This window comes from Streptomyces sp. NPDC048172, assembly GCF_043202595.1.
Classification (GTDB): domain Bacteria; phylum Actinomycetota; class Actinomycetes; order Streptomycetales; family Streptomycetaceae; genus Streptomyces.
This window is the reverse complement of record NZ_JBIDAT010000004.1, coordinates 906,866-924,546: the sequence shown is the minus strand read 5'-3', so window position 1 is coordinate 924,546 and position 17,681 is coordinate 906,866. Positions and strand designations below refer to the sequence as shown.

Sequence of the window (17,681 nt, the reverse complement as noted above, 5' to 3'; positions counted from 1 at the left end):
CCAGCCGCCCACCGCACCACATCAACGTCCCCACCCACGAAAAACTCAACGAGCAGACTGCCGCCCCGTCACCTCAAACGCCGTTGCAGTACTAGAGGCGAAGTCAAGCACCAAGGGTGAGCGGCTTTGCCTGAGTTGCCCTGCTTCTACGGGAACGGCACGCAAATCGCTTGGGCCACCGTGCCGCCCGTCGGCTTGCGAGTCATCCAGACGTTTGTGCCGCCTGGGTACGGTTGCAGTCGGCTTAGGAATGCTGGGCCGGAGTCGATGATGCTGCCTCCGCCACCTGCCCCGTGGGTTAGTCGCCCACCCTTGCATACGGTGGAAGCCAAAGCGCTGTCCTTAACGTTTGCATAAGTCTTTGCACCTTGGAGACGGTTCGAGCAAACGGCGATAGCGGTGACTTGCCAGTCGTCCCCGTAGGGCTGATACTCCCGACCCGTGGCCCGGGCTATATCCCGTGGCTGTGAGGATCGGACGAGTTGTAGCGCTGAATCTCCGATAGTGCTTGCGCCAGCACCGAGGACCTGTTTGCTGCCGGGGCAGTCGACAGCCACGGGCTGGAATGTGTCAGATTTCCCCGGGGGGCTTGAGTTGCTGACGATTTCATACCCGGGCGGATCTATCGGAACGCATATAGCGTATGCCACCATTTGCCAATTTTTGGCATAGTTCGGAGGTGCTTCAGCTTCGGCCCGGTAGTGACCAGTCTTTTGGACGCCCTCTCCCGTGTTATAGGGGATGAGGCTTTTCAGCATGACCTTTCCCCCTTCCGGGAGAGTATCACCTCCCCCTCCAAGTACAGAGTGACCTGCTGGGCAATCTGCTGTCACAGACTTTCTTGGGGTTTTGTCGGAGGGTGTTGGATCGGATGGCACGACTGATGCTGGTAGTGCTGCCGCTGGGTTCGACCAGTTCTGTGCCGCAAGGAATCCAGCAAGCAGTAAAAGCGTCAGCGGTATGGTTATGAGTTTCCTGGCAGCTCTAGTACTCATTGCACCCCCGAGGCGGCGAAGTTAGGGGATTAACCGAGTGGGTCAATCGCATGCATGGTTTTTCCGTTGGGTCGTGTCCCGCAGAGCGGTGTAAGCGATCTTGTATCTCCAGCCCCTCACACGCCAACGTGCTGGTCGTGGGAGTTCTACTCCTAAGCGGAATGTGATCCGCTACACCACGTGAGCGGATACGACCTTCCGTTGTCAATCCCCTGTGCATCATTATTCGTACTCTCGACCCTTCCGCGAGTCAATATCTGTGAAATGCGCAGAGAGTGACTCCGGTTCTGTAGGTGCTGCGGTTCCAGAAGTAGCTACGAGAGGGTTACAGGGTGAGATGAGCTAATGCTTGTTCACGCCTAAGGGCGCTTCCTGCTGCTCTTGAAACCGTCCGATGGTTGCCGTGGACGTGATTGGCGAATCCATCAGCGCCACGTGAGGCCGCTCGCGCAGGCCGGATGATCTCCTCGCCGGCCGACCAAGAGCCATCAGAAACGGCCTAGCGGCAGAGGACCTCGTCCGTGAGTTTGTTCAGGGCGCGGCGGGCCTTGAAGTCCTTCTTCGGGTCGTGGCTCTTGCCGGTGGCGTTGATGACGAGGGAGCGGTGGCCGTCCTCGGTGACGCCGCTCCAGAGGTAGAAGCCCTCCAGGTCGCCGCCGTGGCCGACGTAACGACCCCCGCAGCTCAGGTTGTTGCGCATCAGGCCGAGCCCGTACCCCATGCCGGGGAAGATCTTCTGGAAGCTCTCGTTCACCGGCACCGTGCGGCGCATCTCCGCCAGTTGGCGGGGCGGGAGGAGCCTGCCGCGGATCAGCGCGGTGTAGAACCGTTCCAGGTCGCGTTCGGTGCTGATGAGCGAGCCCGCCGCGCCGGCGTGGCCGACGGTGCGCACCGTGGTGTCCGTCCAGCCCTTGGCGTCGCGGTAGGTCTGGTACGTACGGGCGTGCGGCTCCGGCAGGGACGCGTCGCCGGGGGCCGGGGCGTAGGTGTGGCGCAGGGCGAGGGGGTGCGTGATGCGGTGCCTCACCTCGCGGTCCCACGGGTGCCCGGTGATCTTCTCGATGAGCATTCCGGCCAGCAGGAAGTTGGGGTTGGAGTAGTTCCAGTCGGGCTCGGGGTCGTCCGGGGCGGCGGGCGGGAAGTCGGGCTTGTGGCGCATGGCCCCGGTGACGCCGTCCTCGGGGGTGACACGGTTGAAGCGGGTCCGCTCGAACGCCTTCTTCGTGTCGCCGTCCTTCCCGCCACCGTGCTCCGTGTCTTCGAGGAAGTCGTAGTTGTAGATGCCGCTGGTGTGCTGGAGCAGATGGCGGACGGTGACGCGGTTCCCGTCGTTGCCGTTGCCCGAGACGACGCCGGGGAGCCACTTCTCCACCGGGTCGTCGAGCGACAGCTTCCCCTCGGCGACGAGCTGGAGCACGACGACCGCCGTGAAGCTCTTGGTGGCGCTGGCCGCGCGCAGTGAGCCGTTCCTCGGTACGGGCTTCCCCGTGCCGAGCTTCGCCTCCCCGGCTCCGGCCCAGTCCCGGCGTTCACCGTCCCGTACCTCTACGGAGAGCCCGACGAAGCCCGCGTCCTCGCGCGCCCGTTCGACGGCCCGCTGGAGCTGGTCGTGCCGGTCGTGCCTGTCGTCCGGCCGGGACGACGACGCGGGTGCGGGCCCGGCGGCGAGCGTGCCCGTCACGGCCGCCGCCAGCACGCAGCAGGTGGCGATCACGCGGGTCCGGGCCGGAATCCGCCTGCGCTGTACGGGTGTTGTGTCCATGCAGCGAGGGTCCCGGGCCCGGCCCCCGCACGGCCATCCCGCCAGCACCAGGCCCGGGGTGGGGTCAGCCGGAGGTGCCGGGGTTCACCGGACGCCACCGTCGAGCGCGAGCGTGGCGAAGGTCGCCAGCCAGTGGTCGGTGGTGAAGTCGCCCGAGGTGGTGGCCGGAAGGGCTGCCTGGAGGTTGGCCTCGGCGGACGCGGTGAGCGTACGGACGCGGGGGTCCGTCTCCGGGAGGGCCCCGGCGAGGTTGCGCAGCGCGGCGGCCCTGCTGAGGCAGAGGCCGAAGAGGTGGCCGATCTGCGGGTCGGCGGGGTCGGAGATGCGCGGCGGGGGCATGAAGTCGCCCTTCGCGCCCGCCGGTGCGTCGAGTTCGGGCAGGAATGTCGTCAGCCACCCCGCGAACTCCCCGGACGGCAGCACGCGGCGCACCGCGTCCGCCTCCGCGAGGAACGGCGAGAGGAAGTCCTGCCCCGAGGGCTCCCAGCGGCTCGCCGCGCCGTGGTCCGGCACGTACCACTCGCGGATCTTCGCGGCGACGGCCTCGCGCAGCTCCGGTACGCCCGCGCCCTCGGCGCCCTCCGCGCTGTCGAGTATCAGTCCGAGCGCGAAGGCGCTGTTGGCGTGCGTCCCGTGGCGTACGGGGTACGTGGCCTTGCGCAGCCAGGCGAGCGTCAGCTCGGCGACGGCCTCGGTGGCGGGGCGCAGCGCCCGGGACCACCGCTCCGAACCGAGAGCGGCGCTCTCGCTCGCGAGCGCCAGCAACCAGGCCCATCCGTAGGGGCGTTCGAAGGAGGGGTGACGGCGGAGGTAGTCGGCCTCCACGGCCAACGACTGCGGCGTGAGGTGGGCGTCGAGGGTCTCCACCGCGGCGCCCGAGTCGAACGCCGTCCCGTACCGGCGCAGCAGGCGGACCAGCAGCCAGTGCATGTGGACGGACGAGTGCCAGTCGTACGCGCCGTAGAACGCGGGGTGGTACGTGCGCGGCGCGACCAGCTCGTCCGGACCCGCGAGGAGGTGCTGCGGGGCGTTGGGGTACTCACGGGTGACGTTGGCGCGGGCCAGCTCGGCGAAGACGCCTGCCCTGTCGGCCAGTACGGGATTCCGTTCGGTGCTCGGCTCGGTGCTCGGCTCGGTGCTCAATGTGTCGCTCCTCCCGTTTCGCGGATGTCGGTGGCCGTCGTGGCCGCCGCCTCCAGCATCGCGCCGAGGCCCGTGGCCATGTCCCGTACGGACATCGCGGGTTTGCCCGCGCCCGCCGCGCCGAGCGCCGTCACCTGGTGCGGGGCGAAGGGGACGTGCACGAAGCCGCCCCGTACGTCCGGGTGTTCGGTGGCGAGGAGGTGCGCGAGGCCGTAGAAGACGTGGTTGCAGACGAAGGTGCCCGCCGACTGGGAGACGGAGGCCGGGATTCCGGCGGCGCGGGACGCGGCCACGCACGCCTTCACCGGGAGCGGCGCGAAGTACGCCGCCGGTCCGCCCGGGACGATGGGCTCGTCGATGGGCTCCTGCCCGGCGTTGTCCGGGATGCGCGCGTCGTCGACGTTGATCGCGACGCGTTCGACGGTGAGGTCGGGACGGCCGCCCGCCTGGCCCAGGGCCAGGACGAGTGACGGGCGGTGCGTCTCCACCGCCGTGCGCAGCTCTTCCAGCGACCTGCGGTAGACGCAGCTCAGCTGGACGGCGCTCACCTCCAGCCCCTCCGGGGGCTCGGCGGCGAGCTGTTCTGCCGCTGTCCAGGAGGGGTTGTCCCCGTAGCCCTCGAACGGCTCGAAGCCGGTCAGCAGGACCTTCGTGACGTCAGGCATGTGCGGCTCCCGTCCGCTAGAAGGCGAAGAAGTAGATCAGCGCGATGTTGCAGCCGAGCATCGCGACGGCGGTCGGGGCCTGGGCCTTGATCGGGCCGTACTGGTCCTTCAGCTCCAGCAGCGCGGCGGGCACGATGTTGAAGTTGGCCGCCATCGGGGTGCACAGCGTGCCGCAGAACCCGGCGAGCATGCCGATCGCGAGGATCGCCGCCGGGTTGCCGTCCATCTGCTCGACGAGGACGGGCCAGCCGACGGCCGCGGTCATCACGGGGAAGGCCGCGAAGGCGTTGCCCATGATCAGGGTGAAGACGAACATGCCCGCGCAGAACAGCGCGACGGCCGCGAGCTTCTGCCCGTCCGGCAGGATCTGCTCGGTGATCTTGCCGACCTGGGTGCCGACCCCGGCCGCCTGGAAGATCGCGCCGAGCACGGAGAGCAGCTGCGGCAGCAGCAGCGCCCAGCCCATGGACTCCAGCAGCCCGCGCCCGGCGTGCAGCGGCACGCTCACCTTGCGCTCGCGCAGGATCCACATCCCGACGCCGAGCGCGACGATCGCGCCGAGGCCGAGCCCGAGGATGGTCTCGCTGTCCTTCTCCAGTACGGGCGTCCCGCCGATCTTCCACTTGGAGACGAGGACGGCGCAGAGCATGGCGACGACCGGGATGGTCAGCGCGGGGATGAAGAGCTTGTTGCCGAAGCGGGCCGCGAGGGCCGCGCGCTTCTCCTCGGTGGTGGTCTCGGGCGTGCCCTTGCCCGTGCGGTTGAAGCCGCCTATGCAGATGAGGGCGAGGACGGCGACGCCGAGGGGCTCGGCGGGCAGGGACTTGTCGACGACCCACGTCGAGTAGAAGAAGCAGGCGCCGAGCAGGCCCCAGAAGGAGGCGGTGCCGAGCCGCTTGGGGTTGCTGCGGTCGTTCACCATCTGGAGCGCCATGAGGATGAAGACGGCGCCGACCAGCCAGAAGAACCATTCGGACTTGATCACTTGGCACCCGCCTCGTTCTGCGCGTCCTTGGTGTCGTCCCCGACGGCCATCTCGGCGTTGCCGGTGACCAGCTCGCGTTCGAGCTGCCGGTCGAGCCGCAGCAGCCTGCCGCCGTGGATGAAGAAGGCGCAGACGGCGCTGGGTATCGCCCACAGCGCGAGGTGCAGGGGCTCCAGGTGGGTGTCGTACGTGCTGTTCACCAGGCCCGTGATCAGCAGGATGGAGCCGATGGCGAGGAAGCAGTCCTCACCGAAGAAGAGCCCGACCGTGTCGGTGCCCGCCGAGTGCGAACGGACCTTCTCGCGGACCTTCTCCGGGAGCGGGCGTCCGCCGTTGCGGCGCTCGGTCGCGGCCTCGGCCATCGGCGCGATCATCGGCCGGACGCTCTGCGCGGGGCCGCCGATGGTCTGGAGCCCGACGGCCGCGGTGAGCTGGCGCAGCAGCAGGTAGAGCGTGAGGAAGCGGCCCGTCGTCAGCTTGTTGCCGAACTTGCCGATGAGGGTGCGGGCCTGCTGCTGGAGGCCGTTGCGCTCCAGGAGGCCGATCACGGGAAGCGTGATGGCGAAGATCGTCACCGAACGGCTGGACGCGAAGCTCTCCCCGAAGGTCCGGAGGATCTCGACGGGGGAGAGCTTGCCCAGCAGTCCGGTGGCGATCCCGGCCACCCCGACCACGAGCAGGGGGTTGCGGCGCGTCGCGAATCCGAGGACCACCACGAGGACGCCGAGCAGAACGATCATGTCGTCTCCGCCTTCTGTGCCTGTGCGAGAGGGGAGCGTCAGGGGTGCCCGTGTCCATGGCCGTGTCCGGCGGTGCGGAGGCGGTCCCCGTGAAGCAAGTTTCACGGGAGGTTAGAGGATCGTTCAACGATCCGACAAGGGCATGGGCAGCAGAGAAATCGCCCCGCCTCGCCGCTGTGTGCGGAGCGGCAAAACGGGGCGAAAAGGGGTGAAGGGGATGATTTCCCCGGAGGTCAGTCGACGGGCTGCTCGGGGTACGCCTCGATCAACTGCCGCCGCGAGTCCTCCAGGTAGAAGCCGAGCAGCCGCTCGGCGCCCGCCGCGTCCCCGGCCTCCAGGGTGCGGACGATCTGCCGGTTGCGGGCGAGATACGGCTCGTGGAACCGGCGGGGGTCGTCCATGATGTGGAACGCCAGCCGCAGCTCGGCGAGCACGCCGCGCATCAGGTCGTCGGTGCGCGGGCTCTCGGCCAGCCCGGCGAGGGCCTGGTGGAAGCGGATGTTCGCGGTCGCGCAGTCGTGCCAGACGCCCGCCGCCGCGGCCTTCTCGCCCGCCTCCACGGCGGCCCTGACCTCGCGCACCCGGTAGGGCGGCTCGCCCAGCTCGCGCAGTGCCGCACACTCGACGAGGCGCCTTACGCGGTAGATGTCCACGATGTCCGCCGCGGTGAGCACCCGGACGAACGTCCCCTTGTTGAGCCGGTGGACGAGCAGCCGCTCGTGGGTGAGGAGGCGGAACGCCTCCCGCAGCGTGTTCCGCGAGACGCCGAGCGCGCCGCAGATGCGCTCCTCGGAGAGGCGCGTGCCGGGCCGGAAGGAGCCCCGCGCGATCCGCTCGCGCAGGATGGCCGCGACGCGCTCCGCCGTGCTCGTCCGCCCGAGCAGCGCGCGGTCCGCCGCGAGTTCGGACAGCGCGTCGGTGAGGACGAGGGACGTGTCCGCGGTCATCGTGATCTCCCCCCGGGGTGGTGGTGGGGCCAGTCAATCCGAGAATGCGGTGAAAGGGAATCGGGATCAAGGACGGTCTTGCCGGATTGTTCAACAATCCCGTACGTTGCTGACGATGGACCAGATGACCGACTCCCAGAGCGCCCCTGCGGTCGCGCCCGCGGTCGCCTCCGCGGTCGCGCCGACGATCGACCTCAACGCCGACCTCGGCGAAGGGTTCGGGCGGTGGCGCCTCACCGACGACGAGGCCCTGCTCTCCTCGGTCACCAGCGCCAACGTCGCCTGCGGCTTCCACGCGGGCGACCCCGCGACCATGCGCCGCGTCTGCGAGCTGGCCGCCGAGCGGGGCGTACGAATCGGCGCCCAGGTCTCGTACCGGGACCTGGCCGGGTTCGGCCGCCGCGCCATGGACGTACCGGCCGACGAGCTGGCCGCCGAAGTCGCGTACCAGATCGGCGCCCTGGAGATCTTCGCCCGCGCCGCCGGGACCGGTGTGACGTACGTCAAGCCGCACGGCGCGCTCTACAACCGGACCGTGCGCGACGCGGGGCAGGCCGCCGCCGTCGCCGAGGGCGTCCGCCTCGCGCGCGCCGCGACCGGGCGCGCCCTGCCCGTCCTCGGCCTGCCCGGCTCCGAGCTGCACGCCGCGGCGGCCGAGGCGGGGCTTCCGTGTGTGGCCGAGGCGTTCGCCGACCGGGGCTACCAGCCCGACGGCACCCTGGTACCGCGCTCCGAGCCGGGTGCGGTGCTCACCGAGCCCGACCAGGTCGTCAAGCGGTCCGTACGGCTCGCGCGCGACGGCGAGGTGACCGCCGCCGACGGCCGTACGGTCACCGTGCGCGCCCGCTCCCTGTGCGTCCACGGCGACACCCCCGACGCGGCGCGGCTCGCCCGCCGGGTGCGGGAGGAGCTGGCCGCCGCCGGGGTCGGCGTCCAGGCCTTCGCATGACCACCGAACCGCCACGGGGGCTGGACCTCGTCGTGCTCCCCGTCGGGCGGCACGGGCTGCTCGTCGAACTGCCCACGGCCGAGGCCACGGAGGCGTTCCACGCCGAGGTGCTGCGGCGCCGCGCGGACGGCAGCCTGCCACCCGTACGGGAGATCGTGCCCGGCGCGCGGACCGTACTGCTCGACGGGCTGGAGGCCCCCGAGCGGCTCACCCGCGAGCTGCCGCGCTGGCGGATACCGCCGCTCGTCGCCGGGACGGAGGGCGCGCTGGAGATCCCCGTCCGCTACGACGGGCCCGACGTGGCCGAGGTCGCCGCGCTGTGGGGCGTCACGCCCGACGAGGTCGGGCGGGTGCACGCGGCGACCGAGTTCCGGGTCGCCTTCTGCGGCTTCGCGCCCGGCTTCGGCTATCTCACCGGGCTCGACGAGAAGTATCACGTGCCCCGCCGCGCCAACCCGCGTACCAAGGTCCCCGTCGGCGCGGTAGGGCTCGCGGGCGGCTACACCGGCGTCTACCCGCGCTCCTCGCCCGGCGGCTGGCAGCTCATCGGCACCGCGCCGGACACCGTCCTGTGGGACCCGGCCCGCACCCCCGCCGCGCTCCTCGCCCCCGGCACCCGCGTCCGCTTCGTCCCGCAGGAAGGGTCCCGAGCATGACCCCCGGCCCCTCCTCCGTCTCCGCCCCGAACTCCGTCTCCGTCGTACGCGCCGGGGCGCTCACCACCGTGCAGGACCTCGGGCGGACCGGGTGCGCGCACCTCGGGGTGCCGCGTTCCGGCGCGCTGGACGAGGCCGCGCACCGGCTCGCGAACCGGCTGCTCGGGAACGACGAGGGCGCGGCCACCCTGGAGACCACCGTCACCGGTTGCGCGCTGCGTGCGGAGGCCGCGGAGGGCGGAGCCGTGACCGCCGTCGTCACCGGCGCGCCCTGTCCCGTCCGGCTCGACGGGCGCCCGGCGCCGTGGGGCGTACCCGTACGGGTGCCGGCCGGGTCCGTGCTGGAGATCGGGGCCGCCACGCACGGCGTCCGCTCGTACGTGGGCCTCGCGGGCGGCGTCGCCGTGGAGCCCGTGCTCGGCAGCCGGGCCACCGACCTGCTCTCCGGGCTCGGCCCGGACCCGCTGCGCGACGGCGCTACGCTGCCCCTCGGCGACGCCCGTACGGGAGAGCCGGACCCCGGCCCCGACGCCGCCCCCTGGCTCGCGCCGCCCCGCGAACTCGTGCTGCCCGTCGTGCCGGGACCCCGGACCGCGTGGTTCACGCCCGGCGCGCTGCGGACCCTGACCGGCGGCACCTTCCGCGTCTCCCCGGCGAGCAACCGCATCGGCCTGCGCCTGGAGGGCCCGCGGCTGGAGCGCGCGGTCGAGGGCGAACTGCTCTCCGAGGGCATGCCGCTCGGCGCGCTCCAGGTGCCGCCCGAGGGGCGCCCCGTGGTCTTCCTCGCGGACCATCCGACGACCGGCGGTTACCCGGTGATCGGCGTCGTCCCCGAGCCCGCGCTCGCCGCCGCGGCCCAGGCCCCGCCCGGCACTCCGGTGCGTTTCATCCCCTCCTGAGAGCCTCGCGCTCCGTGAACGCCCCTGGTCCGGACCAGGCTTCGCGTCTCGGCCATGCATTTCTCATACCCGCGTCGTGACAAACGTGACTGTTTTCCGTGCGAATGGCATGGCAGCCTCAATTCCGTGCTTCCCGAGGGGGGACGATGGATAAGCGGTACGAGGTTTTCTGCCTGGCCGACAAGTTCTTCTACGAGAGTCCGGAACATTTGTCCGAACGGGCGGAGTCCGAGGGTCCTCAAGGGAATCGGGACGACGACACCCTGTCCACGGCGCGGCGCCCCGTGCCCGCCGGATGGCGCCGCTCACGCACCGGCGACTGGCTCGAACACCGCCCTGAACAGGGCGACTTCCCCGAGCAGGGCTGGAAGATCCATGTCTCCGCGTGCCTGGAGAATGCCGACCGGATAGCCGCGGCCGTCTGGGAGCACTGCATTCCGCGCGGAATTCCCTTCAAGTTCGTCCCTGCTCGTACGCTGCTCTACTTACGTAATGCCAAATACGCCTCCCGTGCCATGAGCGGGAAATTCAGCACCCTCTATCCGAGCAGTGAAGACCAACTTCACACAATTCTCACAGAACTTGGCGAACAGCTCGCGGGAGAAGCGGGCCCCTACGTTCTCACCGACCTCCGCTGGCGCGAAGGGCCCCTCTACGTCCGTTACGGAGGCTTCGCCCCGCGCTACGTCCCCACCCCCGACGGCACCCTCGTCCCCGCCGTCCAGAACGCCGAGGGCGACCTCGTCCCCGACCGCAAGGACCCGGCGTTCCACGTCCCCGACTGGGTGACGCTCCCGGAGTTCCTCCGCCCGCACCTGGAGGCCCGCTCCGCCGCCACCGTCGGCGACCTCCCGTACCGCATCGAGCGCGCCCTGCACTTCTCCAACGGCGGCGGCGTGTACGGCGGCACCGACACCCGGACCGGGGAGCGCGTCGTCCTCAAGGAGGGCAGGCCGCACGCCGGACTGGCCGCCGACCGCGCCGACGCCGTCGCCCGGCTGGAGCGCGAGAAGGCCGCGCTCGAAGCGCTGGAGGGGCTGGAGTGCGCGCCCGGCGTCCGCGACTGGTTCACCCTCGACGGGCACCGCTTCCTGGTCATGGACCACCTGCCGGGCCAGACCCTCAACTCCTTCTTCGCCCAGCGGCACCCGCTGCTCACCGCCGACCCCGACCCGGAGGCCGTCGCCGGCTACACGCGCTGGGCGCTGCGCGTGCACCGCCTCGTGGAGGAGGCCGTCGCCGCCGTGCACGGGCGGGGCATCGTCTTCAACGACCTGCACATGTACAACATCATGGTCGCGCCCGACGAACAGTCCGTCGCTCTCCTCGACTTCGAGGCCGCGGGCCGCGCCGTCGACAACCCGCGCCAGATCGTCGCCCACCCCGGCTTCATGGCCCCGCCCGGCCGCACCGGCTTCGCCGTCGACCAGTACGCGCTGGCCTGCCTGCGCCTCGCGCTCTTCATCCCGATGACGACGGTCCTCGGCATCGACCGCGGCAAGGCGGCGCACCTCGCGGAGATCGCCGCGGCCCAGTTCCCCGACGTGCCCGCGGAGTTCCTCGCCGAGGCCGTCGCCACGATCGAGGGAGAAGACGGCCCCGAGCCGTCCCGTACGCGCCGCACCCGCCGCCACCTCCCCGCCGAGCCCGCCGACTGGCCGCGCTCCCGCGACGCCATGGCCGGGGCGATCCTCGCCTCAGCCACCCCGGAGCGCGACGACCGGCTCTTCCCCGGCGACATCACCCAATTCGGCCCCGGCGGCGGACTCGGCCTCGCGCACGGCGCGGCCGGAGTGCTGCACGCCCTCGCCGAGACCGGCGCCGCCCCGTACCCCGACGGCGAGGAGTGGCTGCTGCGCCGCACCGACCCGCCGCCGCGCGGCACCCCGCTCGGCCTCTACGACGGACTCCTCGGCGCCGCCTGCGTCCTCGACCGGCTCGGGCACACCAAGCGGGCCGTCGCGCTCGCCGGGATCGTCACCGACGAGCACGAGAACTGGCGGCGGCTCGGACCGGCCCTGCACGGCGGCCTCGCGGGCATCGGCCTCGCGCTCGACCACCTCGCGGACACGACGGGCGAGACGGCGTTCCGGGACGGCGCGGCCCGCGCCCTCGAACTCCTCGCCGCGCCCCGCACCCCCGCCGACGGCAACGCTGACAGCGCGAAGGCGCGCGCCGGACTGCTGCACGGTTCGTCCGGCGAGGCCCTCTTCTTCCTCCGCCTCCACGCGCGTACGGGCGACACGGCCCTGCGCGAAGCGGCGGCGGGCGCGCTCCGCGCCGACCTCGCGCGCTGCGTACGCGACGGCGCGGGCACCCTGCTGGTCGACGAGGGGCGGCGGCTCATGCCGTACCTCGGCGAGGGCAGCGTCGGCATCGCCGCCGTCCTCGACGAGTACGCCCGCCACGCGCCCCTCGACGACGACCTCGCCGGAGCCCGCGCGGCCGTCCTCCCGGCGGCCAAGGTCCGCTACTGCGCGCAACCCGGCCTCTTCCGGGGCCGCGCCGGACTGCTGCTGCACCTCGCCCGTACGGCCACGCCCGGCGTCACGCCCGCCGACCTGGCCGCGCAGCTCGACGGGCTGTCCTGGTACGGCATCGACCACCGGGGCCGACTCGCCTTCCCCGGCGAGCAGATGATGCGGCTCTCCATGGACCTGGCCACCGGCACGGCGGGCTGCCTGCTGGCGGCGGGCGCCGCCGCGGCGGCCCTGCACGACCCGTACGGAGGGCATCACCCGGCCCTCCCCTTCCTGCCGTCCCCCGCGGACGGCTCCGAGACCGGCCCCCTCGCGGGGTCGTGAGAAAGAAACCGCACCACAGTCCCCACATCCGAGCGAAAGGACACCGACATGGCACTCCTCGACCTGCAGACGATGGAAGCCGAAGAGGAAATGACCGGTGGCGGCGGCGACGTCAGCTACGCGAGCCTCCTCCTCTGCGGCAACAGCGGTCTGAGCGTCATCACCTGTTGACAGGTGTGACCCGATGACCCGCGGCCCCGGGGGGAGCCATCTCTCCCGGGGCCGCATCCCTCGCGTGAGGAGACCGAGCCACGTGACGAGCACGCCGAAGGACGCCCGGCGGCTCCTGGTGACCGCGACCCGGCACGGCGCCCCGCGCGCCCTCACGCTCGGCCTCGTCAGCACCTCCGCCGCGGCGGCCACGCTGCTGCTGCCCGCCGTCCTCGGCCGCGCCCTCGACGTGCTGCTCGCGAACGGGGGAGGGGACGGGGGAGGGGCGGGCCGCTGGCTCCTGCTGAGCACCGTCCTCAGCCTCGCCGCCGTGCTGCTCGACGCCGCCGACACCGTCCTCACCGGCACCCTCAACTCCCGTACCACCGCCTGGCTGCGCACCCGGCTCGTGCACCACCTGCTCTCCCTCGCGCCCGCCCGCGCCCGCCGCTTCAGCGACGGCGACCTCGTGACGCGCGGCACCGCCAACGCCGCCCACGCCGGGAACGCGCCCAGCGCCGCCGCCTCCACCCTCGCCGCGCTCGCGCTGCCGCTCGGCGGCATCGCCGCGCTCGCCCTGCTCGACCTCCGGCTCGCCGCCGTCTTCCTCGTCGGCGCGCCGCTGCTCGGCCTGGTGCTGCGCGCCTTCCTGCGCACCACCTCCGACTGCGTCGCCCGCTACCAGGAGGAGCAGGGCCGCATCGCCGGGCGTCTGGTGGAGGTGCTGGGCGGCGCCCGTACGGTCGCGGCGGCCCGGACGTACGGGCGTGAGCGCGACCGGATCCTCGGCCCGCTGCCCGCGCTCAGCGCGCAGGGCCACCGGATGTGGCGCGTCCAGGGCCGGTCCACCGCGCAGGCGGCCGTCCTCGTGCCGCTGCTCCAGGTCGGCGTCGTCGCGGTGGGCGGACTGCTCGTCGCGCACGGCGAACTGAGCGTCGGCGGCCTCGTCGCCGCCGCGCGCTACGCCGTCCTCGCCGCGGGCATCGGCGGGCTCGTCGGCCACCTCGAAGGGCTCGTCCGCAGTACGGGCGCGGCGCGCCGCCTCCACGAGGTGCACGCCGAACCGCCCTTCCGGCACGGTTCCGGGGGGCTCCCCGAAGGGCCGGGGCGGCTGGAACTGCGCGGTGTACGCGCCGTACGCGGAGGCACCGCCGTGCTCGACGGCGTCGACCTCACCGTGCCCGGCGGCGCGACCGTCGCCGTCGTCGGCCGTTCCGGCGCGGGCAAGTCCCTGCTGGCCGCGCTCGCCGGGCGGCTGGAGGACCCCGACGAGGGCAGCGTCCTGCTCGACGGCGTCGACCTCGCCACCCTCGACCGCGACGCGCTGCGCCACGCCGTCGGCTACGCCTTCGAACGCCCGGCCCTGCTCGGCGGCACCCTCGGCGGCACGATCGCCCTGGGCCCCCGTAACCCGGGCCCCGGCCCCGAACGGATCAGGAAGGCGGCCCGCGCCGCCTGCGCCGACGGCTTCGTCCGTACGCTCCCCGAGGGCTACGCCACGCCCTGCGCCCGCGCCAGGCTCTCCGGGGGCGAGGTCCAACGCCTCGGCCTGGCACGCGCGTTCGCCCACGACGGACGGCTGCTGATCCTCGACGACGCGACGTCCAGCCTCGACACGGCCACCGAACTCCGCGTCTCCGGGACCCTGCTGGGCCCCGGCACCACCCGTACCCGCCTCGTCGTGGCCCACCGCGCCTCCACGGCGGCCCGGTCCGACCTCACGGTGTGGCTCGACGACGGCCGGGTCCGCGCACTGGGCCCGCACGCGTTGCTGTGGGCGGAACACCCGGCGTACCGCCGCTTGTTCGCGGCCGATGGCGAGGAGGACTAGCGGCATGTTCGCGGCGGGGCTTCGCTTCCTGTGGGGACGTCGCGGGGCCGTGGCGGCTCTGGTGGGGTGGTCGCTGCTGGAGTCGGCGCAGACCTTCGCCCTCGGGTTCGCGCTCGCCCGCGCGCTCGACGACGGGTTCCTCGCGGGCCGCACCGGGACGGGCCTCGGCTGGCTGGCCGTCGCCGGGGCCGGGGCCCTCGCGGGAGCGCTGGGCACGGCCCGCGTCTACCGCGCGCTGGCGGCGCTCGCGGAGCCCTTCCGGGATCTGCTCGTACGGCGGGTCGTCGCGCGCGGACTGGGCGCCGCGCTGCGCGACGGTACGGGCGACGCCGCGGTCGTCTCGCGGCTGACGCACCAGGTGGAGATCGCCCGGGACAGCTTCGCCGGGGTCGTGATGGTCGCCCGTTCCTTCGTCTTCACGGCGCTCGGCGCGCTGGTCGGCCTCGCCTCGCTGGCACCGCCGCTGCTCCTGGTCGTCCTGCCGCCGCTGCTGCTCGGCCTCGCGCTCTTCTTCGCCACGCTGCGCCCGCTCGCCCGCCGCCAGCGCGCACTCCTCGTCGCCGACGAGGAGCTGGCGGAGGAGCTGGGCGTGACGGTCGGCGGGCTGCGGGACGTCGCGGCGGCGGGCGCGCGGGAGGCCGTGGGGGAGCGGGCCGGAGAGCGGATCGAGGCGGAGCGCCGGGCGGCCGACTCGCTGGCCCGCTGGGGCGTCTCGCGCGCGCTCGCGGTCGGCGTCGGCGGCCGTCTCCCCGTCGTCCTGCTGATCGTGCTCGCCCCCTGGCTCCTGGCCCACGGTGTCTCCGCGGGTGCCCTCGCCGCCGCCCTCACGTACCTCACACAGGCCCTGCTCCCCGCCCTGCAGAGCCTCGTCCACGGCTTCGGCAGCGCGGGCGCCCGCCTGACGGTCGTCATCGCCCGCCTGACCCACGCCGCGGGAGCCCCCGAACCACCGCCGGAACCGGGCCCGCACGCCACCCGGCACGGCGCCCCCGCCCTGGAAGCGCGTGGGGTCTCCTTCGCGTACGGGGGCGGGGCGCGGGCCGTGCTCGACCGGCTCGATCTCGTCGTGCCGCGTGGCGGTTCGCTGGCCGTCGTGGGGCCGAGTGGGATCGGGAAGTCGACGCTCGCGCTGCTCGTCGCCGGGCTGCTGGAGCCCGGGAACGGTGAGCTGCTCGTCGACGGGGTGCCCGCCTCGCGCGCGCCCGCGGAAAGCAGGGTGCTGATCCCGCAGGAGGCGTACGTGTTCGGCGGGAGCGTGCGCGAGAACCTCACGTACTACGGGCCTCGCGGCGACGACGAGGTGCACGCCGCGGCGCGGGCCGTCGGCGCCGACGCGCTCGTCGCCCGGCTCGGCGGGCTGGACGCCGACGTCGATCCCCGGGCCCTGTCCGCGGGTGAGCGCCAGTTGCTGGCGCTCACCCGGGCCCACCTCTCGCCCGCGCCCCTCGCCGTGCTGGACGAGGCGACCTGTCACCTCGACCCGGCCGCCGAGGAGCGCGCCGAGCTCGCCTTCGCGCGGCGCGAGGGCGGCACGCTGATCGTCGTCGCGCACCGCCTCAGCTCCGCGCGCAGGGCGGACAGGGTGCTGGTCCTGGACGGCGCCCACGCCGTCACGGGCACGCACCGGGAGGTGGCCGAACGTTCTCCTCTCTACCGCGACTTGACCGGAATCTGGGCCTCGCAGCCAGGGTCGTCACAGCCAGCCCGCCCCCTGGGAGATACGGATGGCGTCGATGCGGTTGCGGGCACCGGTCTTGCGGGTGATGGCCGACATGTAGTTCCGCACCGTGCCGTCGGAGAGGCTGAGCCGGTCCGCGATCTCCGCGATCGACGCGCCCTCGGCGGCGACTGACAGCACGCACAGTTCACGCGGGGTGAGCGGCACCGCCTCGGCCCGCAGGAACGCCACGGCGAGCGCGTCGTCCACGAACCGCTCGCCGCGTGCCACTTGGCGCACACCGGCGAGCAGCACCTCCGGTGTCGCGTTCTTGTCGACGTAGCCGAGCGCCCGCGCGGCGTGCGCCCTGCGCAGAGCGCCGGGGTGGTCCGCGCTGGCCAGGGCCAGCAGTCTGCTGGGCGGAGCCTGGGCCGTGCGCCTCGGTACGGCCAGTTCCTCCAGCTCGGGACCGTCGGCCGAGTCGACGTCCACGACGCATACGTCGGCGGGCGAGGCCCGCATGCTTGACAGCGCCTTTCTCCAGGGAGTGGTCCTGATCGCCATGTCATGGGCCTTGCCGAGCAACTCGGCCAGGCCGAATCTGAGCAGCCTGAGATCGTGCACGATGAGCACCCGAATCACGCTTTCCATCCCTCCGCGGCCTCCCCCGGCCTATGGACGCGCGCTCAGTACCTGTCCTTCATACCTGGACGGGAGGGGTAGTGCGAGGGCCGAGAACCGGCCACGGGGGAGCACAAGGGGCGCACGCATGGGGCGTGCGGAACGCGCCGCACCTCGACTTCCCTCAGCCGCGTGGATCCGTCACGTCGATCAGGCGGCAGACCGTCTCGATGTCGATCTTCACCTGCGCGATCGAGGCCCGCCCCGAGAGCCAGGTGATCAGCGCCGAGTGCCAGGTGTGCTCGATGACGCGGACCGCCGAGAGCTGCTCGGGCGTCGGCGCCGCCTCCAGGCCCATCGCGTCCAGGATGATCGTCGTCGTCAGCCGCGAGACCGTGTCGACCTCCGGGCTCACCGAGCGGTCCGCGAAGGTCAGCGCCCGCACCATCGCGTCCGCGAGATGCGGCTCGCGCTGCATCGCGCGGAAGGCGCGCATCAGCGTCTCGGCGACGCGGGCCGCCGCGCCGTCCTCCGACGGCGGGCGCTTGTGCAGCGTCTCGTGCATCTGCTGCAGCTGGTCCTGCATGGTGGCGACCAGCAGGTGGATCTTGGAGGGGAAGTAGCGGTAGAGCGTGCCCAGCGCCACGTTCGACGTCTCCGCGACCTCGCGCATCTGCACGGCGTCGAAGCCGCCGCGCCGCGCCAGCCGCGCGCTCGCGTGCAGGATGCGGCGCCGCCGCGCCTCCTGCCGCTCGGTGAGCGGCGGGGAGGAGCCCGCGGAGGAGCCCTGGGTGCGGGACGCCGGCGCGAGGGCCGGCGTGTGCTGTGCCGGAGGTGTCGACTCTGTCCTCATGAATCCCGTTTCCGTGGCTGGCTC

14 protein-coding genes and 1 pseudogene are annotated in these 17,681 nt (G+C 72.4%); 7 read left to right on the top strand and 8 right to left on the bottom strand.

What is annotated here, in order from left to right:
* Nucleotides 1–1,494: 1,494 nt before the first annotated feature.
* The 6 genes from ACGF3A_RS21840 to ACGF3A_RS21815 form a co-directional block, all read right to left on the bottom strand.
* Nucleotides 1,495–2,757: a serine hydrolase domain-containing protein gene (locus tag ACGF3A_RS21840; protein WP_393731872.1), complete on the bottom strand. Its 1,263-nt coding sequence runs from the start codon at nucleotides 2,755–2,757 to the stop codon at nucleotides 1,495–1,497.
* A gap of 84 nt (nucleotides 2,758–2,841) precedes the next feature.
* Entirely contained in the window at nucleotides 2,842–3,900 is a 1,059-nt protein-coding gene (locus tag ACGF3A_RS21835) for a DUF2891 domain-containing protein (RefSeq protein ID WP_393731871.1), read from the bottom strand.
* A complete protein-coding gene (gene pcp, locus ACGF3A_RS21830) occupies nucleotides 3,897–4,565 on the bottom strand; it encodes a pyroglutamyl-peptidase I (protein ID WP_393731870.1) in 669 nt (222 codons plus the stop codon). The genes ACGF3A_RS21835 and pcp overlap by 4 nt, the downstream gene beginning before the upstream one ends.
* A gap of 16 nt (nucleotides 4,566–4,581) precedes the next feature.
* On the bottom strand, nucleotides 4,582–5,550 hold the full coding sequence (locus tag ACGF3A_RS21825) for a DUF979 domain-containing protein (protein ID WP_393731869.1): 969 nt from the start codon (nucleotides 5,548–5,550) through the stop codon (nucleotides 4,582–4,584).
* On the bottom strand, nucleotides 5,547–6,290 hold the full coding sequence (locus ACGF3A_RS21820; protein ID WP_393731868.1) for a DUF969 domain-containing protein: 744 nt from the start codon (nucleotides 6,288–6,290) through the stop codon (nucleotides 5,547–5,549). Before ACGF3A_RS21820 ends, ACGF3A_RS21825 begins: the two co-directional genes overlap by 4 nt.
* A gap of 233 nt (nucleotides 6,291–6,523) precedes the next feature.
* Nucleotides 6,524–7,237 (bottom strand): GntR family transcriptional regulator, encoded by a 714-nt coding sequence (locus ACGF3A_RS21815; RefSeq protein WP_393731867.1) that lies wholly within the window; start codon nucleotides 7,235–7,237, stop codon nucleotides 6,524–6,526.
* Between the two features lie 124 nt (nucleotides 7,238–7,361).
* On the opposite strand from ACGF3A_RS21815, the gene ACGF3A_RS21810 reads away from it, so the two are divergent.
* The 7 genes from ACGF3A_RS21810 to ACGF3A_RS21780 all read left to right on the top strand — a co-directional run bounded on the left by ACGF3A_RS21810 (nucleotide 7,362) and on the right by ACGF3A_RS21780 (nucleotide 16,378).
* Complete coding sequence (locus ACGF3A_RS21810; protein WP_393731924.1) at nucleotides 7,362–8,186, top strand: LamB/YcsF family protein; 825 nt, start codon at nucleotides 7,362–7,364, stop codon at nucleotides 8,184–8,186.
* Nucleotides 8,183–8,842 carry an allophanate hydrolase subunit 1 gene (locus tag ACGF3A_RS21805; RefSeq protein ID WP_393731866.1) on the top strand — a complete coding sequence of 220 codons (660 nt, stop codon included), beginning with the start codon at nucleotides 8,183–8,185 and terminating at the stop codon, nucleotides 8,840–8,842. Before ACGF3A_RS21810 ends, ACGF3A_RS21805 begins: the two co-directional genes overlap by 4 nt.
* Nucleotides 8,839–9,741, top strand: coding sequence for a biotin-dependent carboxyltransferase family protein (locus ACGF3A_RS21800; protein ID WP_393731865.1), 903 nt, complete (start codon nucleotides 8,839–8,841; stop codon nucleotides 9,739–9,741). Before ACGF3A_RS21805 ends, ACGF3A_RS21800 begins: the two co-directional genes overlap by 4 nt.
* A 146-nt stretch (nucleotides 9,742–9,887) precedes the next feature.
* Entirely contained in the window at nucleotides 9,888–12,545 is a 2,658-nt protein-coding gene (gene lanKC / locus ACGF3A_RS21795; protein WP_393731864.1) for a class III lanthionine synthetase LanKC, read from the top strand.
* Nucleotides 12,546–12,593: 48 nt separating this feature from the next.
* Nucleotides 12,594–12,716: a SapB/AmfS family lanthipeptide gene (locus tag ACGF3A_RS21790; RefSeq protein ID WP_344531567.1), complete on the top strand. Its 123-nt coding sequence runs from the start codon at nucleotides 12,594–12,596 to the stop codon at nucleotides 12,714–12,716.
* A 13-nt stretch (nucleotides 12,717–12,729) separates the two neighbouring features.
* On the top strand, nucleotides 12,730–14,526 hold the full coding sequence (locus tag ACGF3A_RS21785; protein ID WP_393731863.1) for an ABC transporter ATP-binding protein: 1,797 nt from the start codon (nucleotides 12,730–12,732) through the stop codon (nucleotides 14,524–14,526).
* A 4-nt stretch (nucleotides 14,527–14,530) separates the two neighbouring features.
* The gene (locus ACGF3A_RS21780; protein WP_393731862.1) at nucleotides 14,531–16,378 is read left to right on the top strand and encodes an ATP-binding cassette domain-containing protein; all 1,848 of its coding nucleotides are present in this window, start codon (nucleotides 14,531–14,533) and stop codon (nucleotides 16,376–16,378) included.
* On the opposite strand, the pseudogene ACGF3A_RS21775 reads toward ACGF3A_RS21780, so the two are convergent.
* Nucleotides 16,304–16,705, bottom strand: a pseudogene (locus ACGF3A_RS21775) (LuxR C-terminal-related transcriptional regulator); the annotation flags it as partial. The gene ACGF3A_RS21780 and the pseudogene ACGF3A_RS21775 overlap by 75 nt on opposite strands.
* Before the next feature lie 283 nt (nucleotides 16,706–16,988).
* A complete protein-coding gene (locus tag ACGF3A_RS21770) occupies nucleotides 16,989–17,657 on the bottom strand; it encodes a TetR family transcriptional regulator (protein ID WP_393731861.1) in 669 nt (222 codons plus the stop codon).
* Nucleotides 17,658–17,681: the final 24 nt, after the last annotated feature.